A 20,031-nucleotide genomic window follows, 5' to 3' on the forward strand; every position below is an offset into this window, starting at 1 on the left:
AAAAGTGTGACCAAAGTCCGTTTCTATCATGTTCAGAAAGATCCCATGCAAAAGCCGCAGCCTTAGCTTTTGTCCGGGTCTTCATAACGCTTCTTGGCGTCCAGCGCTTCCTGCTCTGTGGGATGTTCGCTAATTAAGGAATCCGGTTTTGGGTGATCGGCGCGCAGTTCATACCAGGTGACAGTCGCGCCGCTCGCGCCTTTTTCAACAGCAACAATGCGGGCTTCACGCGGATAAGGCGGTTTGGTCGGCATAGCTCTTCCTCACTTTGCGAATAGAGCTATAAGTATAGACAATCGTTTCGCTAACTGGCGCACGCCAGTTGCAGTGCCGCTTTAATCTCTGCCACCACCTGCGCAGGCGGTTGCGCCGCGTTCACCACATAATGCGCAGCTTCACGATATAACGCATCGCGCGAGGCCAGCACTTCGCTCACCTCTTCGCTGATCGGTTTACCGGTAAGCGTTGGGCGTTGCCCCTCTTCCGGGAAAGCTTCCAACCGCCCTGCCAGCACATTGACTGGCGCGCAAAGATAAACCACCGTGCCGTTTTCGCGCATAAAGCGGCGGTTATAGTCGCTGAGGATAATCCCGCCGCCAGTTGCCACCACCTGAGATGGAGCGGTGACAGCCTCCAGCGCCGCTGTTTCGCGGGCGCGGAAACCGTCCCAACCCTCTTTTTCCACGATGTCGGCGATGGTCTGCTGCGCAGTGTCCTGTAACCAGCTATCGGTATCGACAAACTGGCATCCCTGCGCCTGCGCCAGCGCCTGTCCCACGGTGGTTTTGCCGCAACCGCGTGCGCCGATAAGAAAAATGGGTAACGTCATGAGCAGGTGTTCCCTCCGGGTCCCATGAGCCTGGGACGGAAAATAAGACGGCGATGATATCACTAAACTAGTACAAACTTCATCGTAAGATTAACGTTACAGTTTTGTGTCGAACCCCGTAGCTACATAGGGGAAAAGCCGCGTAGATAAAGGCCTTCACTGTAAAGATTCTGTGGCATCGAGTGTTACGGCAACCTTACTGAATGAACCGCAGGCTGACAAGCCCGCAATTACTTTGCCTGACGGCGTTGATCTTCCAGCAGCCATTTGTCCAATTGCGCGGCAAACTGTTGGCGATCGCGCTGCGACAGGCTGTCCGGCCCACCGGTCTGAATGCCGCTGGCGCGCAGCGTATCCATAAAATCGCGCATCGTCAGCCTTTCGCGAATGGTTGCTTCAGTATAGCGTTCACCACGCGGGTTCAGCGCCGCCGCCCCTTTCGCCAGCACGTCCGCCGCCAGCGGGATATCAGCGGTTATCACTAAATCGCCCGCTTCGCACAAACGCACAATTTCGTTATCGGCAACGTCAAACCCGGCTGGAACGCGTAACGAGCGAATCACGCGCGACGGCGGAACGCGCAGATTCTGGTTGGCGACCAGCGTCAGCGGCGTTTGTGTGCGCTCGGCGGCGCGAAATAAAATCTCTTTAATAACATTCGGACACGCGTCCGCATCCACCCAAATCGCCATGCTCGCTCCTTTATTATGTCCGGCGCATTGTCGCTTTAATTGCCCGTCGGGGAAAGCAGAGATCCTTTCGCCCTCGCGGAGATTCCACGTTAAGCTATATGCCACAAGCAATTACAAGTGAAGAGGCGGACGTGATGGAGAAGAAAATCGGTTTTATCGGCTGCGGAAACATGGGTAAGGCAATTGTGGGCGGCCTGATTGCCAGTGGACAAGTGCTACCGGGGCAGATTTGGGTCTACACCCCGTCGCCGGATAAAGTTGCCGCCCTGCAAGAGAAGTTTGGCGTCAATGCCGCGCAAAGCGCGCAGGAAGTGGCGCAGATTGCCGATATCGTCTTCGGCGCGGTGAAGCCGAATATCATGGCCAAAGTGCTGAGCGATGTGGCATCCAGCCTGAATAAAGAGACGCTGGTGGTTTCCATCGCGGCGGGCGTCACGCTCGATCAACTGGCCCGTGCGCTGGGGCACGATCGCAAAATCATTCGCGCTATGCCCAACACGCCGTCGCTGGTCAATGCCGGGATGACGTCAATTACCCCGAATGCGCTGGTCACGCCGGAAGATACCGCCGATGTGCTGAATATTTTCCGCTGCTTTGGCGAAGCCGAAGTGATTGCCGAAGGGATGATCCACCCGGTGGTTGGCGTCAGCGGCTCTGCGCCCGCGTATGTGTTTATGTTTATTGAAGCGATGGCCGATGCCGCCGTGCTGGGCGGCATGCCGCGCGCGCAGGCTTATAAATTCGCCGCGCAGGCGGTGATGGGTTCCGCGAAAATGGTGCTGGAAACCGGCACGCATCCGGGTGAACTGAAAGACATGGTTTGCTCGCCTGGCGGCACCACCATTGAAGCGGTGAAAGTGCTGGAAGAGAAAGGTTTCCGCTCGGCGGTAATCGAAGCAATTAGCGCCTGCATGGCGAAATCCGAGAAACTCAGCAGCTGAAACTTTGCGCCACGGCATCGATTGCCGTGGCGCATCCATCAGGAGAGCATTTGGCTTGCGGCATTCATACTGATTGGTTGCTGCATTTTCAGCAGTAGCCCCGCCGTTTCGCTGTACTCCCCGCAGCTCAGCACCGCTTTCAACACACCCTCTTCGCCGTACAACATGGCGAAACGTTTATCCTCAAACGAACCCAACATTTTCATGCTGTCCCATTCACGGGCGTAACCGAGGTACTCGAAGCGCGTACCGAAATGGGTGGTCCAGAAAAACGGAACCCGGTCGAACGCGCGCTGTTCGCCAAGCATATTAAAGGCGGCGATCCTCCCCTGCTGCTGCGCGACGCGCCAGTGCTCAATGCGCCGACGCCCTTCCGGCGCGGGATAACTGGCGATATCGCCCACCGCCCAGACATCCGGCGCCGCGCTCAGGGTTTCATCCACCGTCAGGCTGCCGTCTTTTTCATGGGGCAGGTCATGCACCAGTTCCGTGGCCGGTTGCACCCCGGTGGCAAACACCACCACGTGCGCGGGTAAGGTGCGGCCATTTTTCAGCGTCACGCCCTGCACATGGCCATCCCCTTCCAGCGCCGCCGGTTCACCGGTGACAAATTTAACGCCGTTTTGTTTGTGCATGTCCATAAAGCGCTGGCCCATCTCTTCGCCGAACTGCGGCACAAACGGCAGCGCGTGGCGCGACAGTACCGTCACATCGACATCCTGATTGCGCAGCGCCGCCGCCAGTTCCATGGCGATAAAGCTGTTACCGATGATCACCAGTTTCTGTTCGTGCTCCACGTCATTCAACAGCGTTTGCGCCTGGTGGATGTCGCGCAAGACATGCACGCCCGCCAGGTGATTGCCGGAAATATCCGGCCACACCGGCTGCCCGCCCGTTGCCAGCAGCAGCTTATCGAAGGTGATTTCACGGCCATCCGCCAGCGTCAGCTGATGGTTGTGGCAATCAAGATCGGTCACCTCTTCGCGCAGGCTTTCGACACCCGGCTGGTTGTAAAACGCCTCATCCAACAGATGCGGCACTTCGCTGATTTTCATTTTACCAGCCGGCACGAATTTACTCAGCGCAGTACGGTCGTACGGCGCTTCGCTCTCTTTGTCGATCAGGATCAGGTGGCCGTTAAATCCAGCATCACGCAGCGTGATCGCCGCCGCGCTGCCTGCGGCGCCGGTACCGAGGATTACCGCCGTTTGCGGGCGCTCGCCGCGGATCTGCGTATGGCTGGTGGGAGAAAGCGGACGCGGGTTCACCAGCACACGATTTTGCTCAATGTGCACCGGGTATTGTTTCAGATTTTGCAGCGCCAGCGGCTCGCGCCACTCGCCATTGGTGATATCAAACGCGGCTTTATGCCACGGACACACCAATTTGCCGTCGCAGATGGCGCCCTTTTCCAGCGGCCCGCCCGCATGGGGGCATTTGCTCTGAAAAGCGCGCACCTGGTTTAGCGTGCGAATCAAAATCATCGACGTCCCCGCGACGTCGACTTTGACCGGTTGGTTTTCTGGTAGAGAATTGAGTTCGGTAACATATTGATAATTCATAATATTGCTCCCGTATTCGTGTAGCAAAACGGGCGTAACGCCAGGCGGCGTACAACCACAATGAAGGGTAAAAATAAAACGAAGCTCACAAATTAAGCCTGGCAGAGATTAGCCAACGAGCAACAAAGCGGGGAAAAGCGGCGGACGGGGTGAGCGCTGAAAAACACTCACCCTGTTGAACTACGGCTGTTTTTTCAGGCAGGCACTCATAAATTTACTGCGGTCATCGCCTTTGAGCGATTGCTGGGTCGCCTGGGCGTTACATTCGCGCATCCGCTGCTGTTGCGGCGTCAGGCTTTTTTGCCCGGGTTCGGTTTTGGTGTTTCTCAGGCAGTCGCGCATGTATTGCTTACGGGCATCGCCCGCGAGGGTTTGCGCCGTGGCCTGTTGGTTGCAGAGGGTCATTCGTTGTTGTTGCGGGGTCAGTGTCTTTTCATCGGCGGCGCTCAGCGCCGTGACAAACAGCAGACCGAAGATGAGGGTAACCAGTAATGTTATTTTCATCGCACCATCCTCCTGTCAATGAGCCCTTTAAGGATGGTCCTAATTGGTGAAAAAACCACCCGGTGGCAAAGATTTACCACCGGGCAGCCATCACTTCAGGCTTAACGCCGCTTTCATGGTGTAGAACAGATCGGTTTGATCGGTTAGCCCGACGACATTCCCCGCGTGCGGGCCATAAGCCGCGATGCGAATCTGCGTTCCGGTATGCTCCATCGACTCCTCTTCCGAGTTGCCGTAGGTAATGCCCATCACCGCGCCATCTTTGGTGTTCAGCAGCTGGCTCAACCCCGGCGCTTTGGTGTCCGGCGGGATGATTTGGCTGGCATGCGCGTGATCCGCGGTCACAATAACCAGCGTGTTGCCGTCTTTTTTGGCGAACGCCAGCGCTTTCTGCACCGCTTCGTCGAGATCGACGGTTTCACCAATCTGACCACACGGGTTCGCCGCGTGATCCTGCTTATCGATCGACGCGCCTTCCACTTGCAGGAAGAAGCCCTTCTCGTTTTTGCTCAGTAGATCGATGGCTTTTTCGGTCATGGCCGCCAGCGTCGGCACGCTGTTCGTGCGTTGCGTGTTTGGCTGGCAGGTCACGGCTGGCTTATCAATATTACCGTGCAATGACGCTTTCGGCCCTTCCCAGCGTACCGGCATATTGCCATCGGCAAACAGGCCAAGCAGCGGTTTATCCTGGTTCGCTTCGGTAATTGCGGCGAGCGACGCGGCATCGTTCACCATTTGATAACCGCGCGTTTGCGCCTGTTCGCGCAGAGTTTTGCCTTTCCACTCACCCGCCGTCGCGGTTTCGCTGAAGGTTTTCGCGCCGCCGCCCAGCGTGACGTCCGCGCGGGCATTTAGCAGTTGTTCGGTGATCGAGCCTTTACCGCCTTTTTCCAGCGCGTTCAGCGCGCATTTCTCGCTGGTGACCGTTGGGCCGTAGCAGCGGCGGGAAATGACGTGCGACACCAGCGCGGCAGGCGTGGCATCTTGCAGTTCGGCGGTGGAGACGTTGCCCGTTGCCAGGCCGGCGGCTTTGGCCATCTCCAGAATGGTCATATGATCTTTTTCGTGGATATCGACGCCCAGCGCGCCGTTATACGTTTTCACGCCGGTGCTCCACGCCGTTGCCGAAGCGGCAGAGTCGGTCACGTAGTCCGGTCTGCCGGTTTTCTTGTCCAGCGCGTAGTGCGTGTACTGGCCGGTCAGCGGCAAAGCATCAATACCTTTGAAGTATCCGCCCGCGCCTTCGGCATAATTTCGCGCGGCGGTAATTTCGGAATCGCCCATGCCATCGCCAATCAGTAAAATAATATTTTTCGCGGGCTTATCATTCAGGGAATCGCGCAGAGCGGCGGTTTGGTCACCGCTTAAACGGCGGGCGCCACCAGGCGTGGAAATATCGCCTTGTGCAGCACGGTTATCAAGAACAGGTGATGCAGTTGTTTCCGCATGAATATTATGGGTAAACAACACCGGTAATAAAGCGAGGAATAATGCGCTCTGTTTCACTTTAATATTCTCCATGTACAAATACTTAAAGAAAATAAAACAAAGCGACTATATGCAGCGCAGATGACAGTGAGATGACAGTTTCTGTCCGGCTAACTTATGTTCAGTTGCGCGGATGCCTTAAAAGCTTTTTTACGTATTGTTGCAACAGCTCCGTATCCTGATGTGAAACCTGATCGCCCGGCAGCGCTTCTTCCAGCGCGCCTTCAATGCTCAAAATCAGCGCTTGTTGCTCAGCGGCCGCCATGCGGCGCAGCAGTGCGGTAACAACGATTTCCAACGCTTCAACTTGCGCGACGAGCTCTTTCGATTCCTCTTCTTTTTCCGCAAGCTTAACCAACAACTCAGCAATGAGATTTTTCATGGCAGGATTTCCTTATGTGATGTCGAAAGACGTTAACACTCGATTTTGTTGTTGCAAAGTGGATGCATGTACTATTTTTGCGAATTAATTCACAACGCAGTAAGTAGATTCAAAAAATAGCGTCAGCGAAACGCTTCAAAGCACCGTAAGGCAAATAGAGTTAATACTTTTGCGATAGAGAAAAAAAATAATGAAAGGGCGTATTGCTATAAGAAAATATTATGTAGCGGCCGGAAGGTGAATTTCCGACCGCGTTTAAACCCTATTTACACACGCGACGAAATGCCAACGCCAGCTGCCAGAGGTTGATCAGCACCACCACTGCGGTGGCGGCAAACACCCAGCGAAAACCCGCCATCGCCGACACCGTGGCGCCCATTAGCGGACCGGCGACATTCCCGAGGTACATAAACGATTGGTTATAACCAAAAATCCGCCCGGTGACCTGATCGCTTGAATATTTCAACAATAATGTCTGCACCGCCGGTAGCATCGCGCCATCGGCGAAGCCAAGCAGAAAACGCAGGATGCCCAGTTGCAGCGGCGACGTGACAAACGACATGGCAAAAAACAGCACCACCGCGAAGGCAAGCGTCGCCATTAAGATACGCGAGGTGCCAATGCGGTCGCCGAGCTTGCCAAGGCGCGGCGCGGAAAGCAGCGCCGACATGCCTGGCACGGCGGCGATCAGCCCGCTGAGAAACGCGATATTCGCGGTATCGGGTGATAACGACTGGATGAACAGCGCGAGAATGGGGCCGATGGAGCCATTACACAATTGAATCACCATCGTGGTGACAAACAGGCTGATCACCAATGCAGGGTAAGGCAATGTGGAGAACACCGCTTTGCCGCTCAACCGATCGCCCTTTTTCACCGTCGGTCTGGCCCCTTCTTTAATCAGAAACAGCGTCACCAGGAAACTCACCATCAGTAGCAGCGCGGTAATGAGAAACACGGTGCGCAGCCCTAAATGGTCGGCGAGAAAACCGCCCATCAGCGGGCCGCCAATCACGCCGCTGATTTGCGCGGTAGAAAGCGTGCTCAACGCCCAACCGCTGCGTTCGCGCGGCACTTGCGAAGCCACCAGCGCCATTGCATTGGGAATATAACCCGACGTCAGGCCCATCACGCCGCGCAGGATCAAGAGCTGCCAGACGTTGGTGGCGAAAGCCTGCAACAGAATGGCGATCGCCATGCCGAGCGAGGCGCGCAGCAACATCAACTTACGCCCTTTACGATCCGCCAGGCTGCCCCACATCGGCGAGACAATCGCGGACACCAGGAAGGTGATGCTAAAAGTTAAGCCCGACCACATTGATAAAGCTTCATGGGATGTCACGCCCAGTTGCGCCACATACAGCGGCAAAAAAGGCAAAATTTGACTGATAGCGAGGCCGGTGAAAAAACAACCGAACCACACCGAGATGAGATTAACCTTCCAGGATTCCATAAGTACGCGTAAGTATTCAGGTTTTGGCAAACGGCGCACAGAGTAACAAGTTTGCGCCGGCGATGAGTCACCAGAGATGCGCTTAGCGCAATTTCGGTGTTTTATCTGTCTGGCTATACTTAGCGCCGCAGCCAGCGCAAAAAAACCACACAATGCTCAGTGATTTATGCTTAGCGACAGAGACCAAACCCGCGCATGCCTAAATGAAAATGGTTAGCGTGCGCGGCGTTATATTCCGGCCCAAGGCCGTTTCCGTAATAGCCGCAGCTGGCACTGAGCATCGCCCGCAGCCACGGCTGCGTACGCGCCTGCCGCCAGCCGCGCAGCACCGTGATCTGCTCGCCGTTCGCCAGGCGAAAGCCGCTCAGATCGAGCGCTTCCGCGCTGGCATGCTCACTGCGTCGGGCGTCTGCCCGATTATAGATGTTGCGGCAGGCATAGCTTCCCAGATGATCGATGCGCGTCAACGCACTGCCCATCATATGTTGACTGAGCGGGCGCGCCTGCTGCTCGACAAACAACGCGGAACTGAGCGCCAGCGGGCAACTCGCCAGAAAGCTGCTGCTCAATTTCACTGGCCCAAAATCCCGCACACGCACCACATCGGTTAACGGGCAATCGCCGCCGCTGTTCGCCACCGGTGCGGACGAAATCAGCCGCTGCTGATTGGCCTGCGTCAGCAGCGCCGCGCAATCTTGTGGCGATAACCGCCGTAACTTGAACTGGGTAATGCGCCCCGGCGGATCGCTCAGTTGCAATGGCGCAAACGGGTTGTAATACGACGGCAGATAACGGTAACCCACAAAGATAACCGCCAGAAGAATGCAGATTACGACCAGGCTTTTCCCTCTCACATCAATCCCCTCTGCTGTGCAAAAAACATTATGGCAGAAGGCCGCGAATCGTGCGTTTTGACGTGCTATGGTATGGGCTTTCTGAATACAGTATGAGTGAACGTAGAAATGGCAAAACTGCGGGTAGGGGTCGTCTTCGGCGGCAAATCGGCGGAGCATGAAGTGTCGTTACAGTCGGCGAAAAATATCGTCGATGCGATGGATAAATCGCGCTTTGATGTGGTGCTGCTGGGGATCGATAAGCAGGGGCAGTGGCATATTAGCGATGCGAATAATTATTTGCTCAACGCCAGCGATCCGGCGCGGATCGCCCTGAATCCTTCGACGAACAGCGTGGCGTTGGTGCCGGGGGTTGAACAGCAACAGCTGATTCAGACGGAAAACAGCGCGCCGCTGCCCAATGTCGATGTGATTTTCCCGATTGTCCACGGCACGCTCGGCGAAGACGGTTCCCTGCAAGGCATGCTGCGCCTGGCAAACTTGCCGTTTGTCGGCTCCGATGTGCTCGCGTCCGCCGCCTGCATGGACAAAGATGTCACCAAACGTTTACTGCGCGACGCCGGTCTGGCAATTGCGCCGTTTATCACGCTGACCCGCGCGAACCGCGAAACCATCACCTTTAACGACGTCCAGGCGCAGCTTGGTCTGCCGCTGTTCGTGAAACCCGCCAACCAGGGTTCTTCTGTTGGTGTGAGCAAAGTGACGAACGAAGCGCAATATCATGACGCAGTGCGCCTGGCGTTTGAGTTCGATAAAAAAGTGGTGGTGGAACAAGGCATTAAAGGTCGCGAGATCGAATGCGCGGTGCTGGGCAATGACGCGCCGCAGGCCAGTACCTGTGGCGAGATCGTGCTGAACAGCGAGTTTTACGCCTACGACACCAAATACATTGATGATAATGGCGCGAAAGTGGTGGTTCCTGCAGCAATAAGCGCCGAAGTGAATGACAAAATCCGCGAAATCGCCATTGAGGCTTATCAGACGTTAGGTTGTGAAGGGATGGCGCGCGTTGACGTGTTCTTAACGCCAGATAATGACGTGGTAATCAATGAGATCAATACGTTGCCGGGTTTCACCAACATCAGCATGTACCCGAAACTGTGGCAGGCAAGCGGCATTGGTTATGCCGAACTTATCACGCGACTGATTGAGTTAGCGATTGAGCGCCATCAGGCTAACAGCGCCCTGAAAATTTCGGTCAACTAAGCGTTACTCCGGTTTATCTGCCGTCTCCTCATCATGCGGGCGACGGCGGATAATCAACCCGGCCAGCCAGAAACTGATCACCCACGTTACCAGCCCCACCGCGTAGCTTTGCCAACCTTTCGCTTCAAATCCCAGCAGGCCCACCACTCCATTCAGAATAAAAATCAAACCAATCGCAAAAGCGTAGTAGTGCCAGTCACGGCGAATTTTCTCAGGCAGCTTCATGACAACTCCGGCAGTTAAAAAGCCATCATCGCACAGGACACTCTTTCGGTCTGTGGCGTATGCGGAAATTCTTAAATGTTACGTGAGTAATTAAAACGTTACAAAAATGTGAGCGCGAACAAAAATCGATAGGTTGGGATCATTCCCGGTATGAAATTATCACCATTCTGATGTTGACAATCCAGGAGTGGTGCCAGAATTAGCCTCAGTTACACCTTCCGCACCGATTAATTCGAGCGTTTGAAAGTGAACATCGTTTGAAAAAAGTGAAGAGTACCGGAGGTCTTATGGCTGACTTTACCCTGGCAAAACCCTTCAAGGGCGCAAAAAAACGTGACACCTCCAGACCGGGTAATATCGCTTACGCCGTTTTTGTTTTGCTCTGCTTCTGGGCGGGAGCGCAACTTCTGAACCTGCTGGTGCACGCCCCTGGCGTGTTTGAACATTTGATGCAGGCGCAGGATGTGACGCGCCCCCACGTTGAAATGGGGATGGGCGTAGGCACAATTTTCGGTCTTGTGCCTTTTATTGCGGGAAGCGCCCTGCTTGGGGTTATCTTCTTGGTTTTACGCTGGCGACACCGCCATTCCCGTTAGTGCTGCGTCATGCAGGTGGCCCGACGATCGTCCACGCGCTTCGCAAACCATGCTGTTGTCAGGTTGCGCGTGATCTTCGGGCTTTCTAATTGAATCCCAGGCAACATCTCTCTTACCAACGTTTTCCCACTTTTCTTTTCTGCCAATCGATAGACTTCACGGTAGAGTGTCGTCTCTTCGAATTTCTGGCTGTCGCCCCGCTCCAGTTGGCGGCGAATATCGCGGTCGCTCATTGAAAGCTGCGCGCCCAGTTTGCGTACCGCTTTTTCTGTGCTACCCGCTTCACTGCTGCCGTAAAGGATCAAATCGCCGTCGAGCGCCAGTTTCACGCTGGTCGCTTTGCTCACGGCATTCTGGAAAGCCGCATTGCGGCTGGCATACAGCCCGGCATTAAAATCAGCGAAACGGTAAATCGGCGCGCGATAACTGGCGGGATAGTTCAGCAAATGGTACGTGCCAAACCACAAACCGCCCCGGCGGCTGAACACTTCCTGGCGCACAGTACCGTTGATTTCCCACGGGTAACCCTCGGTATGCTGTTCGGCAAACGCCACGCTGACCTGCATCGGCCCGCCGGTATGTACCGGGTTGTAAGAACCAAACAGAGTTTGCCCCATCGGCACCGTGCCAATCATGTCATCAAAAATAGCGCTCAGCTCTTTCTCGGTTCTCACGCGATCCAGCCGTTCGCTGTAACTTTTGCCATTCGGCGACGGGATTTTCAGCGCCGTGTGCACCAGCAGCGCCGGGACATGCAACCGCGCGGCGCGCTTATCGATCTCTTTCCAGGCGATTTTACTTAACCCCGGCACCACAGGGTCAGACTGATAATTCGACTCCTGCTGCGCCACCGCCAACACCGAGCAGATGTTCTCCAGCGTCGGCGCTATTTTTTGGCTCTCAAAGGTGGTTGCCAGATCCTGCGCCCAGCCATCCCGGTCTTTCACACTGGCGGGGATCTTCTGGCGTACCACGCTCGCGACATCCAGCGGCTTTTCCTGCTCTTGCTCTTTCTCCGCTTCCTTTTTAGAAAGCGGGCCTTGCGTAGTACAACCGGCAACAATCAGTGCTGCCAGCAGCCAGCCAAAACGGGGTACCCAGGACATAACGTTCCTTGTGTTAACCAAAATGATGAGGCACAGGCGTGATGTCCTGCCCATCAAGTTCGCGCTCGAAACTGCGCAAACGTTTATAGATAGACATCAATTCAACCAGCGTCGTCCAGGATGAGATCAAATACTGGAACGAGCTGCGCACCTGCTCAAATACGTTGGTGATTTGGCGCATCAGACCAAAAGTGATCGCTCCCGCCGCAATCGTCGGAAACAGCACCACCAGGCCGAACACCACATCAACTTGCAGGTACAGGATACGGGCGATGTTGAAATACATATAGTGGAAATAGAGACGAAAATAGTTTTGGCGCACCGCGCTAAATAGCTCAGCAACGGTATTGGGCCGTGCACGACCGGCGTCATCTTCGCCGTACACCAGCTCTTTACGGTACGCCGCTTCCACGCGTTGATTCTTAAATTCCAGCCCCGGCAGCTTGATCCCGATAAACGCCAGCAGCAGCGTACCGAACAGCGCCCAGCCAATGGCCGCAATCACCAGGCCGTAAGCCACATGCCCCACCAGCGGCAACTCCTGCACGCGCGGCGACAGCGCCACCAGCACCGGCAGAAACGCAATCAAGGTCATTACCGCATTGATAAAGCTGACGCCCATATCCTCCAGCGTCGAGGCAAAACGCATAGTATCTTCCTGCACGCGCTGCGCTGCGCCTTCGATGTGGCGAAGATGTTCCCAATGCGCCATGTAATATTCGTTCATCGCTGTGCGCCAGCGAAACACATAGTGGCTGATAAAAAAGCTGTTCAGCACCGACACGGTGACGGCGATCAGCGCGATCCACAAAAAGACGCCAATTTCGCTGTAAAGCTGTTGCAGGCTGACAGTGTTTGGCGCGCTCAGCGCTTTCTGGATGAGATCGTAAAACGGCTCGTACCAGGCGTTAATCGCGACGTTCACTTCCACCAAAAACCAAGTGACGAAGATGATTAACGCCGTGCCCAGAATCGACCAGTACTGCCAGCGATGCGGCGATAACGTCACCCAACATAGCGTGAATATGCCGACGCACACCGCGTAGTACGTATAAAAAAGCAAAAAGCTGGGGCACCAGAAACGCGTGGCGCTGATCGGCACCTCCGCCGAGACGCCGGTTAAGCGCATTAGCCAGGCTTCGCCGCCCGCCTGCCAGAAAACGACAGTGACCAGCGCCCAGATAAAAGCCGACACAAAGAACACGGTCGGCTTCGGAAAGAAAGATTTAAACATAGGACTCTCCTGCTCATTTCTTATTATTTACAACAATGCTGTGTCTCTGATTTGCCCGCCGCGCAGCAGTGACAAAAAAGCGCCGCAATGCGGCGCTGGTTCGCTTAATCTGACCTAAGGTTAACCCCTTAGTTCGTTTGCCATTCGTGAACAATTGTTTCGACAGTTTTCACCAACACCGGATTTCCCGGCACCGTTAACGTTCGCCATACCTCATTGTAGTGATCGATCAAGGTTGCGGCCTGCGCCGCCGGGCGATTGGCGGTGGTGTGCGCGTCTTGCGCCACGGTAATGGCATAACCCCGGCTGGCACCGTTTTTCAGCGTCGTATCCACGCAATAATCGGTCGCGCAGCCACACATCACAAAAGCCGAAATGTCGTGCTCGCGCAGCACGTTTTCCAGTTGGGTTTTGTAAAACGCGTCGCAGGCGGTTTTGGTGACGTACAACGCATTCGCGGGCTGGTTGAGTTCTGGCAATATCTCAAACCCTTTACTGCCCTCTTCCAGCCCGCCCTCTTCGGCATGCTGAATAAAAATGACGTTGTCTGCCGCCGCCGTCAGTTGGTTAATACGCGCCACGCATTGTTCGCGCGCCAGGCGCGGCATCTCGAAGACGCCGTTTTGCATATCCACGACCATCACTACCCGTTGACCTGCCATTGCCGTACTCCTTTGCGGGGAAAAAAGGAGCTTATCACAGGCCTTTTCCGCGCTCGCCATAGGGAAAATATTTCATATTTACCCATCGTTACGGATTACGGCGAAACATTACGCTTATTCGCCCTTTGCAACGGGACGCTAAGTAGTATAAATACGCTCTATCTTTCCCCGTTATTAATGGATCTCTTCGTTGAAACGTTGTCTGCTTTTCTCCGCGATGTTGTTTGCGCTGAGCTTGACCAGCGTCCAGGCGGCGCAACAATCCCCTGACCCGGTATTTGCTTCCGATATTGTTGATCGCTACGCCAACCATATTTTTTACGGTAGCGGCGCGACCGGCATGGCGCTGGTGGTGATTGACGGTAACCAGCGCGTGTTCAGAAGTTATGGTGAAACCCGCCCGGGCAACGATGTTCGCCCGCAGCTCGATTCCGTTATCCGCATCGCGTCGCTCTCCAAACTGATGACCAGTGAAATGCTGGTGAAACTGCTCGATCAGGGCCGCGTGCGCCTCGACGATCCCTTAAGCAAATACGCGCCGCCCGGTACGCGCGTGCCGACCTACCAGGGCGAGCCGATTACGCTGGTTAACCTGGCGACGCACACCAGCAGCCTGCCGCGCGAACAACCCGGCGGCGCCGCGAAGCGCCCGGTGTTTGTCTGGCCGACGCAAGAGCAACGCTGGAGTTGGCTCTCCACCGCCGCGCTGAAAACCGCGCCCGGCACGCAAGCCGCTTACTCCAACCTGGCGTTTGATCTGCTGGCCGATGCCCTCGCCAAAGCGGGCGGCAAGCCTTATCCGCAGTTGTTTGAAGAGCAGATCACCCGCCCGCTAGGGATGAAAGACACTACGTTTACCCCGTCGCCGGATCAGTGCAAACGCCTGATGGTGGCCGAGAAAGGCGCCAGCCCGTGTAACAATACGTTGGCGGCGATTGGCAGCGGCGGCGTGTACTCAACGCCTGGCGATATGATGCGCTGGATGCAGCAGTTCCTGTCGTCGGATTTCTACACCCGCAATGCGCAGGCGGATCGCATGCAGACGCTGATCTACCCGCGTAATCAGTTGACCAAAGTGATCGGTATGGATGTGCCGGGCAAAGCCGATGCGCTCGGTCTGGGTTGGGTCTATATGGCGCCGAAAGAGGGCCATCCGGGCATTATTCAAAAAACCGGCGGCGGCGGCGGTTTTATCACTTATATGGCGATGGTGCCGCAGCATAATGTCGGCGTGTTTGTGGTCATCACCCGTTCACCGTTGACGCGCTTTACCAATATGAGCGACGGCGTGAACGATCTGGTCAGCGAATTGAGCAGCAACAAGCCTGTGGTGATCCCCGCGTCCTGATGCCGTACGAGGCAGTCGCCATTGCGGCCTGCCTCGCACTTAACGGCGATTTTGGTAAAACATCTGGCTAGCTTATCGGCTACAATGCCGCCATCTGTTCCATAAATATCAGGCATACCATGACCGATTTAATTACCCGTCCTCGCCGCCTGCGTAAATCACCTGCGTTGCGCGCCCTGTTTGAAGAAACAACACTGAGCAAAAACGACCTGGTGTTGCCGATCTTTGTTGAAGAAGAGCTGGATGATTACAAAGCCATCACCGCCATGCCAGGCGTGATGCGCATTCCGGAAAAATACCTCGCGCGGGAAATTGAGCGCATCGCCAACGCCGGGATCCGTTCGGTCATGACGTTTGGTATTTCCCACCACACCGATGAAACCGGCAGCGACACCTGGCAGGAAAATGGCCTTGTGGCGCGGATGTCGCGCATCTGCAAAGAGACGGTGCCGGAAATGGTTGTCATGTCCGATACCTGTTTTTGCGAATACACCTCGCACGGCCACTGCGGCGTGCTGTGCGATCACGGCGTGGATAACGACGCGACCCTGCTGAACCTCGGTCGACAAGCGGTAGTTGCCGCCGCCGCCGGTGCGGATTTCATTGCGCCGTCCGCCGCGATGGACGGCCAGGTGCAGGCGATTCGCCACGCGCTGGATGCCGCGGGCTTTACCGATACCGCCATCATGTCTTATTCCACCAAGTTCGCTTCTTCGTTCTACGGCCCGTTCCGTGAAGCGGCGGGCACTGCGTTGAAAGGCGATCGCAAAACCTACCAGATGAACCCGATGAACCGTCGCGAAGCGATCCGCGAGTCGCTTATCGACCAGGCGGAAGGCGCAGATTGCCTGATGGTGAAACCGGCCGGCGCGTACCTGGATATCCTGCGTGATATCCGCGAACGCACCGAGTTGCCGCTCGGGGCGTATCAGGTGAGCGGTGAATACGCGATGATCAAGTTTGCCGCCCAGGCAGGCGCGATTGACGAAGATAAAGTGGTGCTGGAAAGCCTGAGCGCCATCAAACGCGCCGGCGCGGATCTGATCTTCAGCTACTTCGCACTCGATCTCGCCGAACGCGGGCTTATCTAATCCTTGTAAAATGCCTGATGGCGCTGCGCTTATCAGGCCTACACAAGCTGTAATTTGTAGGCCGGATAAGGCGCCAGCCGCCATCCGGCGTAACCGCAAAACCCGCCACTCCTTCCGCTTTCCAAATCGTGACTGCACTCACGTCTTCTATTTGTCAGATGTTCATTGTAATGAAATGTAAGCGTCATCTTCGACCTTTACTGTCATCGGCAAGACGGGAGGAGAAACCATCATGTTTAGTCTTGATAACGTACTTGAGGATCTCTGGCCACACGCCAGACCCGCCCCCTGGCAAAAGCGTTTACTCAAGCGCCTGTTTTACGAACAGGAATTCCAGCAGTTCGCCGCCAAACACCGCCATCTGAAAGGGTTGGATATGGTGGAGCAAGTACTCGAACACCTTCAGATCCGCTGCGCCGTTCCCACTCACGACCTCGAACAAATCCCCGAACATGGCCCGCTGGTCATCATCTCTAACCACCCCACCGGCACGCTCGACGGGCTAGCGTTGATGTACGCCGTTTCCCGCGTGCGCCGCGACGTGAAAGTGGTCACCAACCGCATGCTGGCGCATCTTGAGCCGCTAAGCTCGCTGTTTATCCCGGTGGATAATATGGGCGGGCGCACGCGCAAATCCTCGTTGCAACAAATGGAAAACCATCTGCAAGCCGGCGGCGTGCTGATCTTCTTCCCAGCCGGGGAAGTCTCTCGTGTGACCCGCAAAGGGATCCGCGATAAAAGCTGGCACGCCGGGTTTATTAAGCTGGCGAACAAATTCCGCGCTCCGCTGCTGCCCACGTGGATCGATGCCCACAACAGCGCGCTGTTTTATGCCAGCGCGATGGTGTCGGAAACCCTGCCGCTGTTGTTGCTGATGCAGCAGATGTTTCGTCGCCGCGACAGTAACCTGCCGATCAAAATCGGCCAACGCATTCCCTGGGATAGCTGGCACACAACGGCGCTCGCGCCACGCGAACTGGCCGATAAGTGTCGCCAGCATGTCCTGCGCCTGGGCAAGGGATTGCCCGGTACGTTCAAAACCGAATGCGCCATCGCCCGCCCGGAAGACAGGGCCACGCTGCGCCGCGAGCTCAACAACGCCGAGTGCCTTGGGCGCACGGCGGATGGCAAAATTATTTACCTCTGGCAGCGCAAAGGTCAGGAAGACGCGCCGCTGCTACGCGAACTGGGGCGTCTGCGGGAGATCGCCTTTCGCGCGGTGGGCGAAGGCAGCGGTAAACGTCGTGATACGGATAGATATGACGACGATTACCTGCATTTGATCCTGTGGGATGATGCCGATCTGGAGATCGTCGGCGCGTATCGCTTTATGCCCACCGCACAGCAAATTGCTGCCCACGGGCCGGAAGGGCTCTATAGCCACAGTCTGTTCCAGTACGATGAGCGGATGGCGGATGTGCTGCGCGGGGGGATTGAGCTGGGACGCAGCTTTATTCAGCCGCGCTACTGGGGACGTCGCGGGCTGGATTATCTGTGGTCGGGCATTGGCGCTTATTTGGCGCGTTACCCGGAGTATCGCTATCTGTTTGGCCCGGTCACTATTTCCGGCGGTATGCCGCCTGCGGCGCGGGATCTGCTGGTGGCGTTTTATCGCCTGTGGTTCCCGGCAATCTGGCCGCTCGCCGCCTCGCGCCGCCCGTGGCCTGCCACCTTGCCAGAAGTGCTCGCGCAGTTTACCGGCGAGGATTACACCGAAGATTTGACGCGCCTGAAATCATTATTGGGCAATTTGGGTTGCGGTATTCCACCGCTGTACAAGCAATATTCTGAACTCTGCGAACCTGGCGGCGTGCAGTTTATTGACTTTGGCAGCGATCCGGATTTCAACAACTGCGTTGATGGCCTGGTGCTGGTGGATTTAACCCGCCTGAAACCCCACCGCTATGAACGCTATATTGGTGTGCATCTGCCTGCGCACGCGGAGTAGTTTTCCTGCCGGATGGCGGCCTGCCGATGACAAACCCGCGCCCAGGCCTGATAAGCGAAGCGCCATCAGGCGTTTTTGCCAGGCCTAACCATGCACCAACCGTAACTGCGCGCGCCTGCTGTTGAGGCGCGGATTGCGCGTCCAGATAACATATAAAATGGGTCGCCAGGCCATATTCTCTCCTTCACACTGCTTATTTATCAGCGTCGGATGTTGAAATGAATAATAGAGGTATCGGCTCACGCTAAATAAAATTTAACTCTAAAATCAGCTGGTTAATTTAATGTAAATTGTTTTTTAAAATTTGAGCGTCGCTGAATTAATTAAAGCCCGAACTCATCAAAATAACTTAAGAATAGTCAGATTTAATTTTCACCATCGCAGGGCAGCCTGCACCAAAATGCGATCCGCCGCAGTGCATGCCGTTTCTCTTCTCAAGACTTAACCCTATGAATTAAAGCGATACACTTTCCTGGCACTGCCTTTGCACTCCTGTTTGCAACTGTATTCAATGGCGAGGCAGTAAATAATGAGCACACAAACAACACTTAAAAGAACACTCGGCAGCTTCCGTCTGTGGGGCATTGCCGTCGGGCTGGTGATATCCGGGGAATATTTTGGCTGGAGTTATGGTTGGTCGCAGGCAGGCACGCTCGGCTTTCTGATTGTCGCGCTGGCCATCGCAGCGATGTATTGCGCCTTTATCTTTAGTTTTACCGAACTGACCACCGCGATCCCCCACGCCGGTGGCCCGTTCGCTTACGCCTACCGCGCTTTCGGGCCGACGGGAGGGTTTATCGCGGGTTTCGCAACGTTAATTGAATTCGTCTTCGCGCCCCCGGCGATCGCCATGGCGATTGGCGCATACCTGAATGTGCAATTCCCCTCCTGGGATCCGAAATGGGTGGCCTGCGGCGCGTACATCATCTTTATGACGTTGAACATTCTTGGTGTGGGCATCGCCGCGACCTTCGAATTGATCGTCACGCTGTTAGCCATTTTCGAGCTGCTGGTGTTTATGGGCGTGGTAGCGCCGGGCTTCTCGTGGAGCAACTTTACCGCCAACGGCTGGGCAGGCGCAGACAGCTTCAGCGGCCTGGCGCTGCCGGGCATGTTCGCCGCCATTCCGTTTGCTATCTGGTTTTTCCTGGCGATTGAAGGCGCGTCGATGGCGGCAGAAGAAGCTAAAGACCCGAAACGCACCATCCCACGCGCGCTGGGCGGCGGCATTTTGACCCTTACCGTGCTGGCCGTTGGCGTGATGATGTTTGCCGGTGGCGTGGGCGACTGGCGCGCGCTGTCGAACATTAACGATCCACTGCCGCAGGCGATGAAAGTGGTGGTGGGCAACAGCAGCGGCTGGCTGCACATGCTGGTGTGGCTGGGTCTGTTTGGCCTGGTGGCGTCGTTTCACGGCATCATTATGGGTTACTCCCGCCAGATCTACTCGCTGGCGCGCGCGGGTTATCTCCCGGCGAGCCTTGCGAACCTCAACCGAAAAACTCGCACGCCGCACCTGGCGATCCTCGCTGGCGGCGTGGTGGGCATTGCGGCGATTTTCTCCGACTCGCTGATTACCATCAGCGGCATGCCGCTCACGGCGTGTATTGTGACGATGTCGGTATTCGGGGCTATCGTTATGTACATCACGTCGATGGCGGCGCTGTTTAAGCTGCGCCGCAGCGAGCCGGAACTCGAGCGCCCATTCAAAGCACCGCTGTTTCCATATGCCCCCGCTTTCGCCCTCGGCATGGCGGTGCTCTGCCTGGTGGCGATGGTTTGGTACAACACCCTGCTGGCGCTGATTTTCGCCATTATGATGCTGGGCGGCTACATGTGGTTTCGCAAAACGGCGCACGCCCGTGAACGTGCTGAAATGGACCCGCAACTGCGCGCGATCTCCTGAGGAG

20 protein-coding genes are annotated in these 20,031 nt (G+C 55.9%); 7 read left to right on the forward strand and 13 right to left on the reverse strand.

Annotated features, from left to right (window positions below; genetic code table 11):
• Nucleotides 1-62: 62 nt before the first annotated feature.
• From yaiA to AAEY27_RS17035, 3 genes are all read right to left on the reverse strand, one after another.
• Nucleotides 63-254, reverse strand: coding sequence for a protein YaiA (gene yaiA, locus AAEY27_RS17025; protein WP_342321957.1), 192 nt, complete (start codon nt 252-254; stop codon nt 63-65).
• A gap of 50 nt (nt 255-304) precedes the next feature.
• Complete coding sequence (aroL, locus tag AAEY27_RS17030) at nt 305-829, reverse strand: shikimate kinase AroL (RefSeq protein ID WP_342321958.1); 525 nt, start codon at nt 827-829, stop codon at nt 305-307.
• Between the two features lie 230 nt (nt 830-1,059).
• Nucleotides 1,060-1,521: a YaiI/YqxD family protein gene (locus AAEY27_RS17035; protein ID WP_342321960.1), complete on the reverse strand. Its 462-nt coding sequence runs from the start codon at nt 1,519-1,521 to the stop codon at nt 1,060-1,062.
• A gap of 134 nt (nt 1,522-1,655) precedes the next feature.
• On the opposite strand from AAEY27_RS17035, the gene proC reads away from it, so the two are divergent.
• Complete coding sequence (gene proC / locus AAEY27_RS17040) at nt 1,656-2,462, forward strand: pyrroline-5-carboxylate reductase (protein WP_342325619.1); 807 nt, start codon at nt 1,656-1,658, stop codon at nt 2,460-2,462.
• A 38-nt stretch (nt 2,463-2,500) separates the two neighbouring features.
• On the opposite strand, the gene AAEY27_RS17045 is transcribed toward proC, so the two are convergent.
• The 6 genes from AAEY27_RS17045 to AAEY27_RS17070 form a co-directional block, all read right to left on the reverse strand.
• Complete coding sequence (locus tag AAEY27_RS17045) at nt 2,501-4,024, reverse strand: FAD-dependent oxidoreductase (protein ID WP_342321961.1); 1,524 nt, start codon at nt 4,022-4,024, stop codon at nt 2,501-2,503.
• 180 nt (nt 4,025-4,204) lie between these two features.
• The gene (psiF, locus tag AAEY27_RS17050) at nt 4,205-4,528 is read right to left on the reverse strand and encodes a phosphate starvation-inducible protein PsiF (protein WP_342321962.1); all 324 of its coding nucleotides are present in this window, start codon (nt 4,526-4,528) and stop codon (nt 4,205-4,207) included.
• Nucleotides 4,529-4,618: 90 nt separating this feature from the next.
• Nucleotides 4,619-6,034, reverse strand: coding sequence for an alkaline phosphatase (phoA, locus tag AAEY27_RS17055; protein ID WP_342325620.1), 1,416 nt, complete (start codon nt 6,032-6,034; stop codon nt 4,619-4,621).
• 103 nt (nt 6,035-6,137) lie between these two features.
• Complete coding sequence (gene iraP, locus AAEY27_RS17060) at nt 6,138-6,398, reverse strand: anti-adapter protein IraP (protein WP_342321963.1); 261 nt, start codon at nt 6,396-6,398, stop codon at nt 6,138-6,140.
• A 262-nt stretch (nt 6,399-6,660) separates the two neighbouring features.
• Nucleotides 6,661-7,851 carry a multidrug efflux MFS transporter gene (locus tag AAEY27_RS17065; RefSeq protein WP_342321964.1) on the reverse strand — a complete coding sequence of 397 codons (1,191 nt, stop codon included), beginning with the start codon at nt 7,849-7,851 and terminating at the stop codon, nt 6,661-6,663.
• Nucleotides 7,852-8,021: 170 nt separating this feature from the next.
• The gene (locus tag AAEY27_RS17070; RefSeq protein ID WP_342321966.1) at nt 8,022-8,705 is read right to left on the reverse strand and encodes an extensin family protein; all 684 of its coding nucleotides are present in this window, start codon (nt 8,703-8,705) and stop codon (nt 8,022-8,024) included.
• 108 nt (nt 8,706-8,813) lie between these two features.
• Between AAEY27_RS17070 and ddlA the strand changes: the two genes are divergently transcribed.
• Complete coding sequence (gene ddlA, locus AAEY27_RS17075) at nt 8,814-9,911, forward strand: D-alanine--D-alanine ligase (RefSeq protein ID WP_342321967.1); 1,098 nt, start codon at nt 8,814-8,816, stop codon at nt 9,909-9,911.
• A gap of 3 nt (nt 9,912-9,914) precedes the next feature.
• Here the strand turns inward: ddlA and AAEY27_RS17080 are convergent, their stop codons facing one another.
• The gene (locus tag AAEY27_RS17080; RefSeq protein WP_342321968.1) at nt 9,915-10,136 is read right to left on the reverse strand and encodes a DUF2754 domain-containing protein; all 222 of its coding nucleotides are present in this window, start codon (nt 10,134-10,136) and stop codon (nt 9,915-9,917) included.
• A 287-nt stretch (nt 10,137-10,423) separates the two neighbouring features.
• Between AAEY27_RS17080 and AAEY27_RS17085 the strand changes: the two genes are divergently transcribed.
• Nucleotides 10,424-10,732 (forward strand): DUF2755 family protein, encoded by a 309-nt coding sequence (locus AAEY27_RS17085; RefSeq protein ID WP_342321969.1) that lies wholly within the window; start codon nt 10,424-10,426, stop codon nt 10,730-10,732.
• Here AAEY27_RS17085 and AAEY27_RS17090 read toward each other — a convergent pair.
• The 3 genes from AAEY27_RS17090 to AAEY27_RS17100 all read right to left on the reverse strand — a co-directional run bounded on the left by AAEY27_RS17090 (nt 10,729) and on the right by AAEY27_RS17100 (nt 13,734).
• Nucleotides 10,729-11,838 carry a DUF1615 domain-containing protein gene (locus tag AAEY27_RS17090; protein WP_342321970.1) on the reverse strand — a complete coding sequence of 370 codons (1,110 nt, stop codon included), beginning with the start codon at nt 11,836-11,838 and terminating at the stop codon, nt 10,729-10,731. The two genes, AAEY27_RS17085 and AAEY27_RS17090, sit on opposite strands and share 4 nt — an antisense overlap.
• A 13-nt stretch (nt 11,839-11,851) precedes the next feature.
• Nucleotides 11,852-13,072 (reverse strand): peptide antibiotic transporter SbmA, encoded by a 1,221-nt coding sequence (gene sbmA / locus AAEY27_RS17095; protein WP_342321971.1) that lies wholly within the window; start codon nt 13,070-13,072, stop codon nt 11,852-11,854.
• A 128-nt stretch (nt 13,073-13,200) separates the two neighbouring features.
• Nucleotides 13,201-13,734 carry an isochorismatase family protein gene (locus AAEY27_RS17100; RefSeq protein ID WP_342321972.1) on the reverse strand — a complete coding sequence of 178 codons (534 nt, stop codon included), beginning with the start codon at nt 13,732-13,734 and terminating at the stop codon, nt 13,201-13,203.
• Nucleotides 13,735-13,924: 190 nt separating this feature from the next.
• Between AAEY27_RS17100 and ampH the strand changes: the two genes are divergently transcribed.
• The 4 genes from ampH (at nt 13,925) to eat (ending at nt 20,027) form a co-directional block, all read left to right on the forward strand.
• Nucleotides 13,925-15,082 carry a D-alanyl-D-alanine-carboxypeptidase/endopeptidase AmpH gene (gene ampH / locus AAEY27_RS17105; RefSeq protein ID WP_342321973.1) on the forward strand — a complete coding sequence of 386 codons (1,158 nt, stop codon included), beginning with the start codon at nt 13,925-13,927 and terminating at the stop codon, nt 15,080-15,082.
• A 119-nt stretch (nt 15,083-15,201) separates the two neighbouring features.
• Nucleotides 15,202-16,173, forward strand: a complete 972-nt coding sequence (gene hemB, locus AAEY27_RS17110; RefSeq protein ID WP_342321974.1) for a porphobilinogen synthase — start codon at nt 15,202-15,204, stop codon at nt 16,171-16,173.
• A gap of 232 nt (nt 16,174-16,405) precedes the next feature.
• Nucleotides 16,406-18,121 (forward strand): lysophospholipid acyltransferase family protein, encoded by a 1,716-nt coding sequence (locus AAEY27_RS17115; RefSeq protein WP_342321975.1) that lies wholly within the window; start codon nt 16,406-16,408, stop codon nt 18,119-18,121.
• Nucleotides 18,122-18,650: 529 nt separating this feature from the next.
• The gene (gene eat / locus AAEY27_RS17120; RefSeq protein ID WP_342321976.1) at nt 18,651-20,027 is read left to right on the forward strand and encodes an ethanolamine permease; all 1,377 of its coding nucleotides are present in this window, start codon (nt 18,651-18,653) and stop codon (nt 20,025-20,027) included.
• The last annotated feature ends 4 nt before the right edge of the window (nt 20,028-20,031 follow it).

The organism is Kosakonia sp. BYX6, assembly GCF_038449125.1.
GTDB lineage: Bacteria > Pseudomonadota > Gammaproteobacteria > Enterobacterales > Enterobacteriaceae > Kosakonia > Kosakonia calanthes.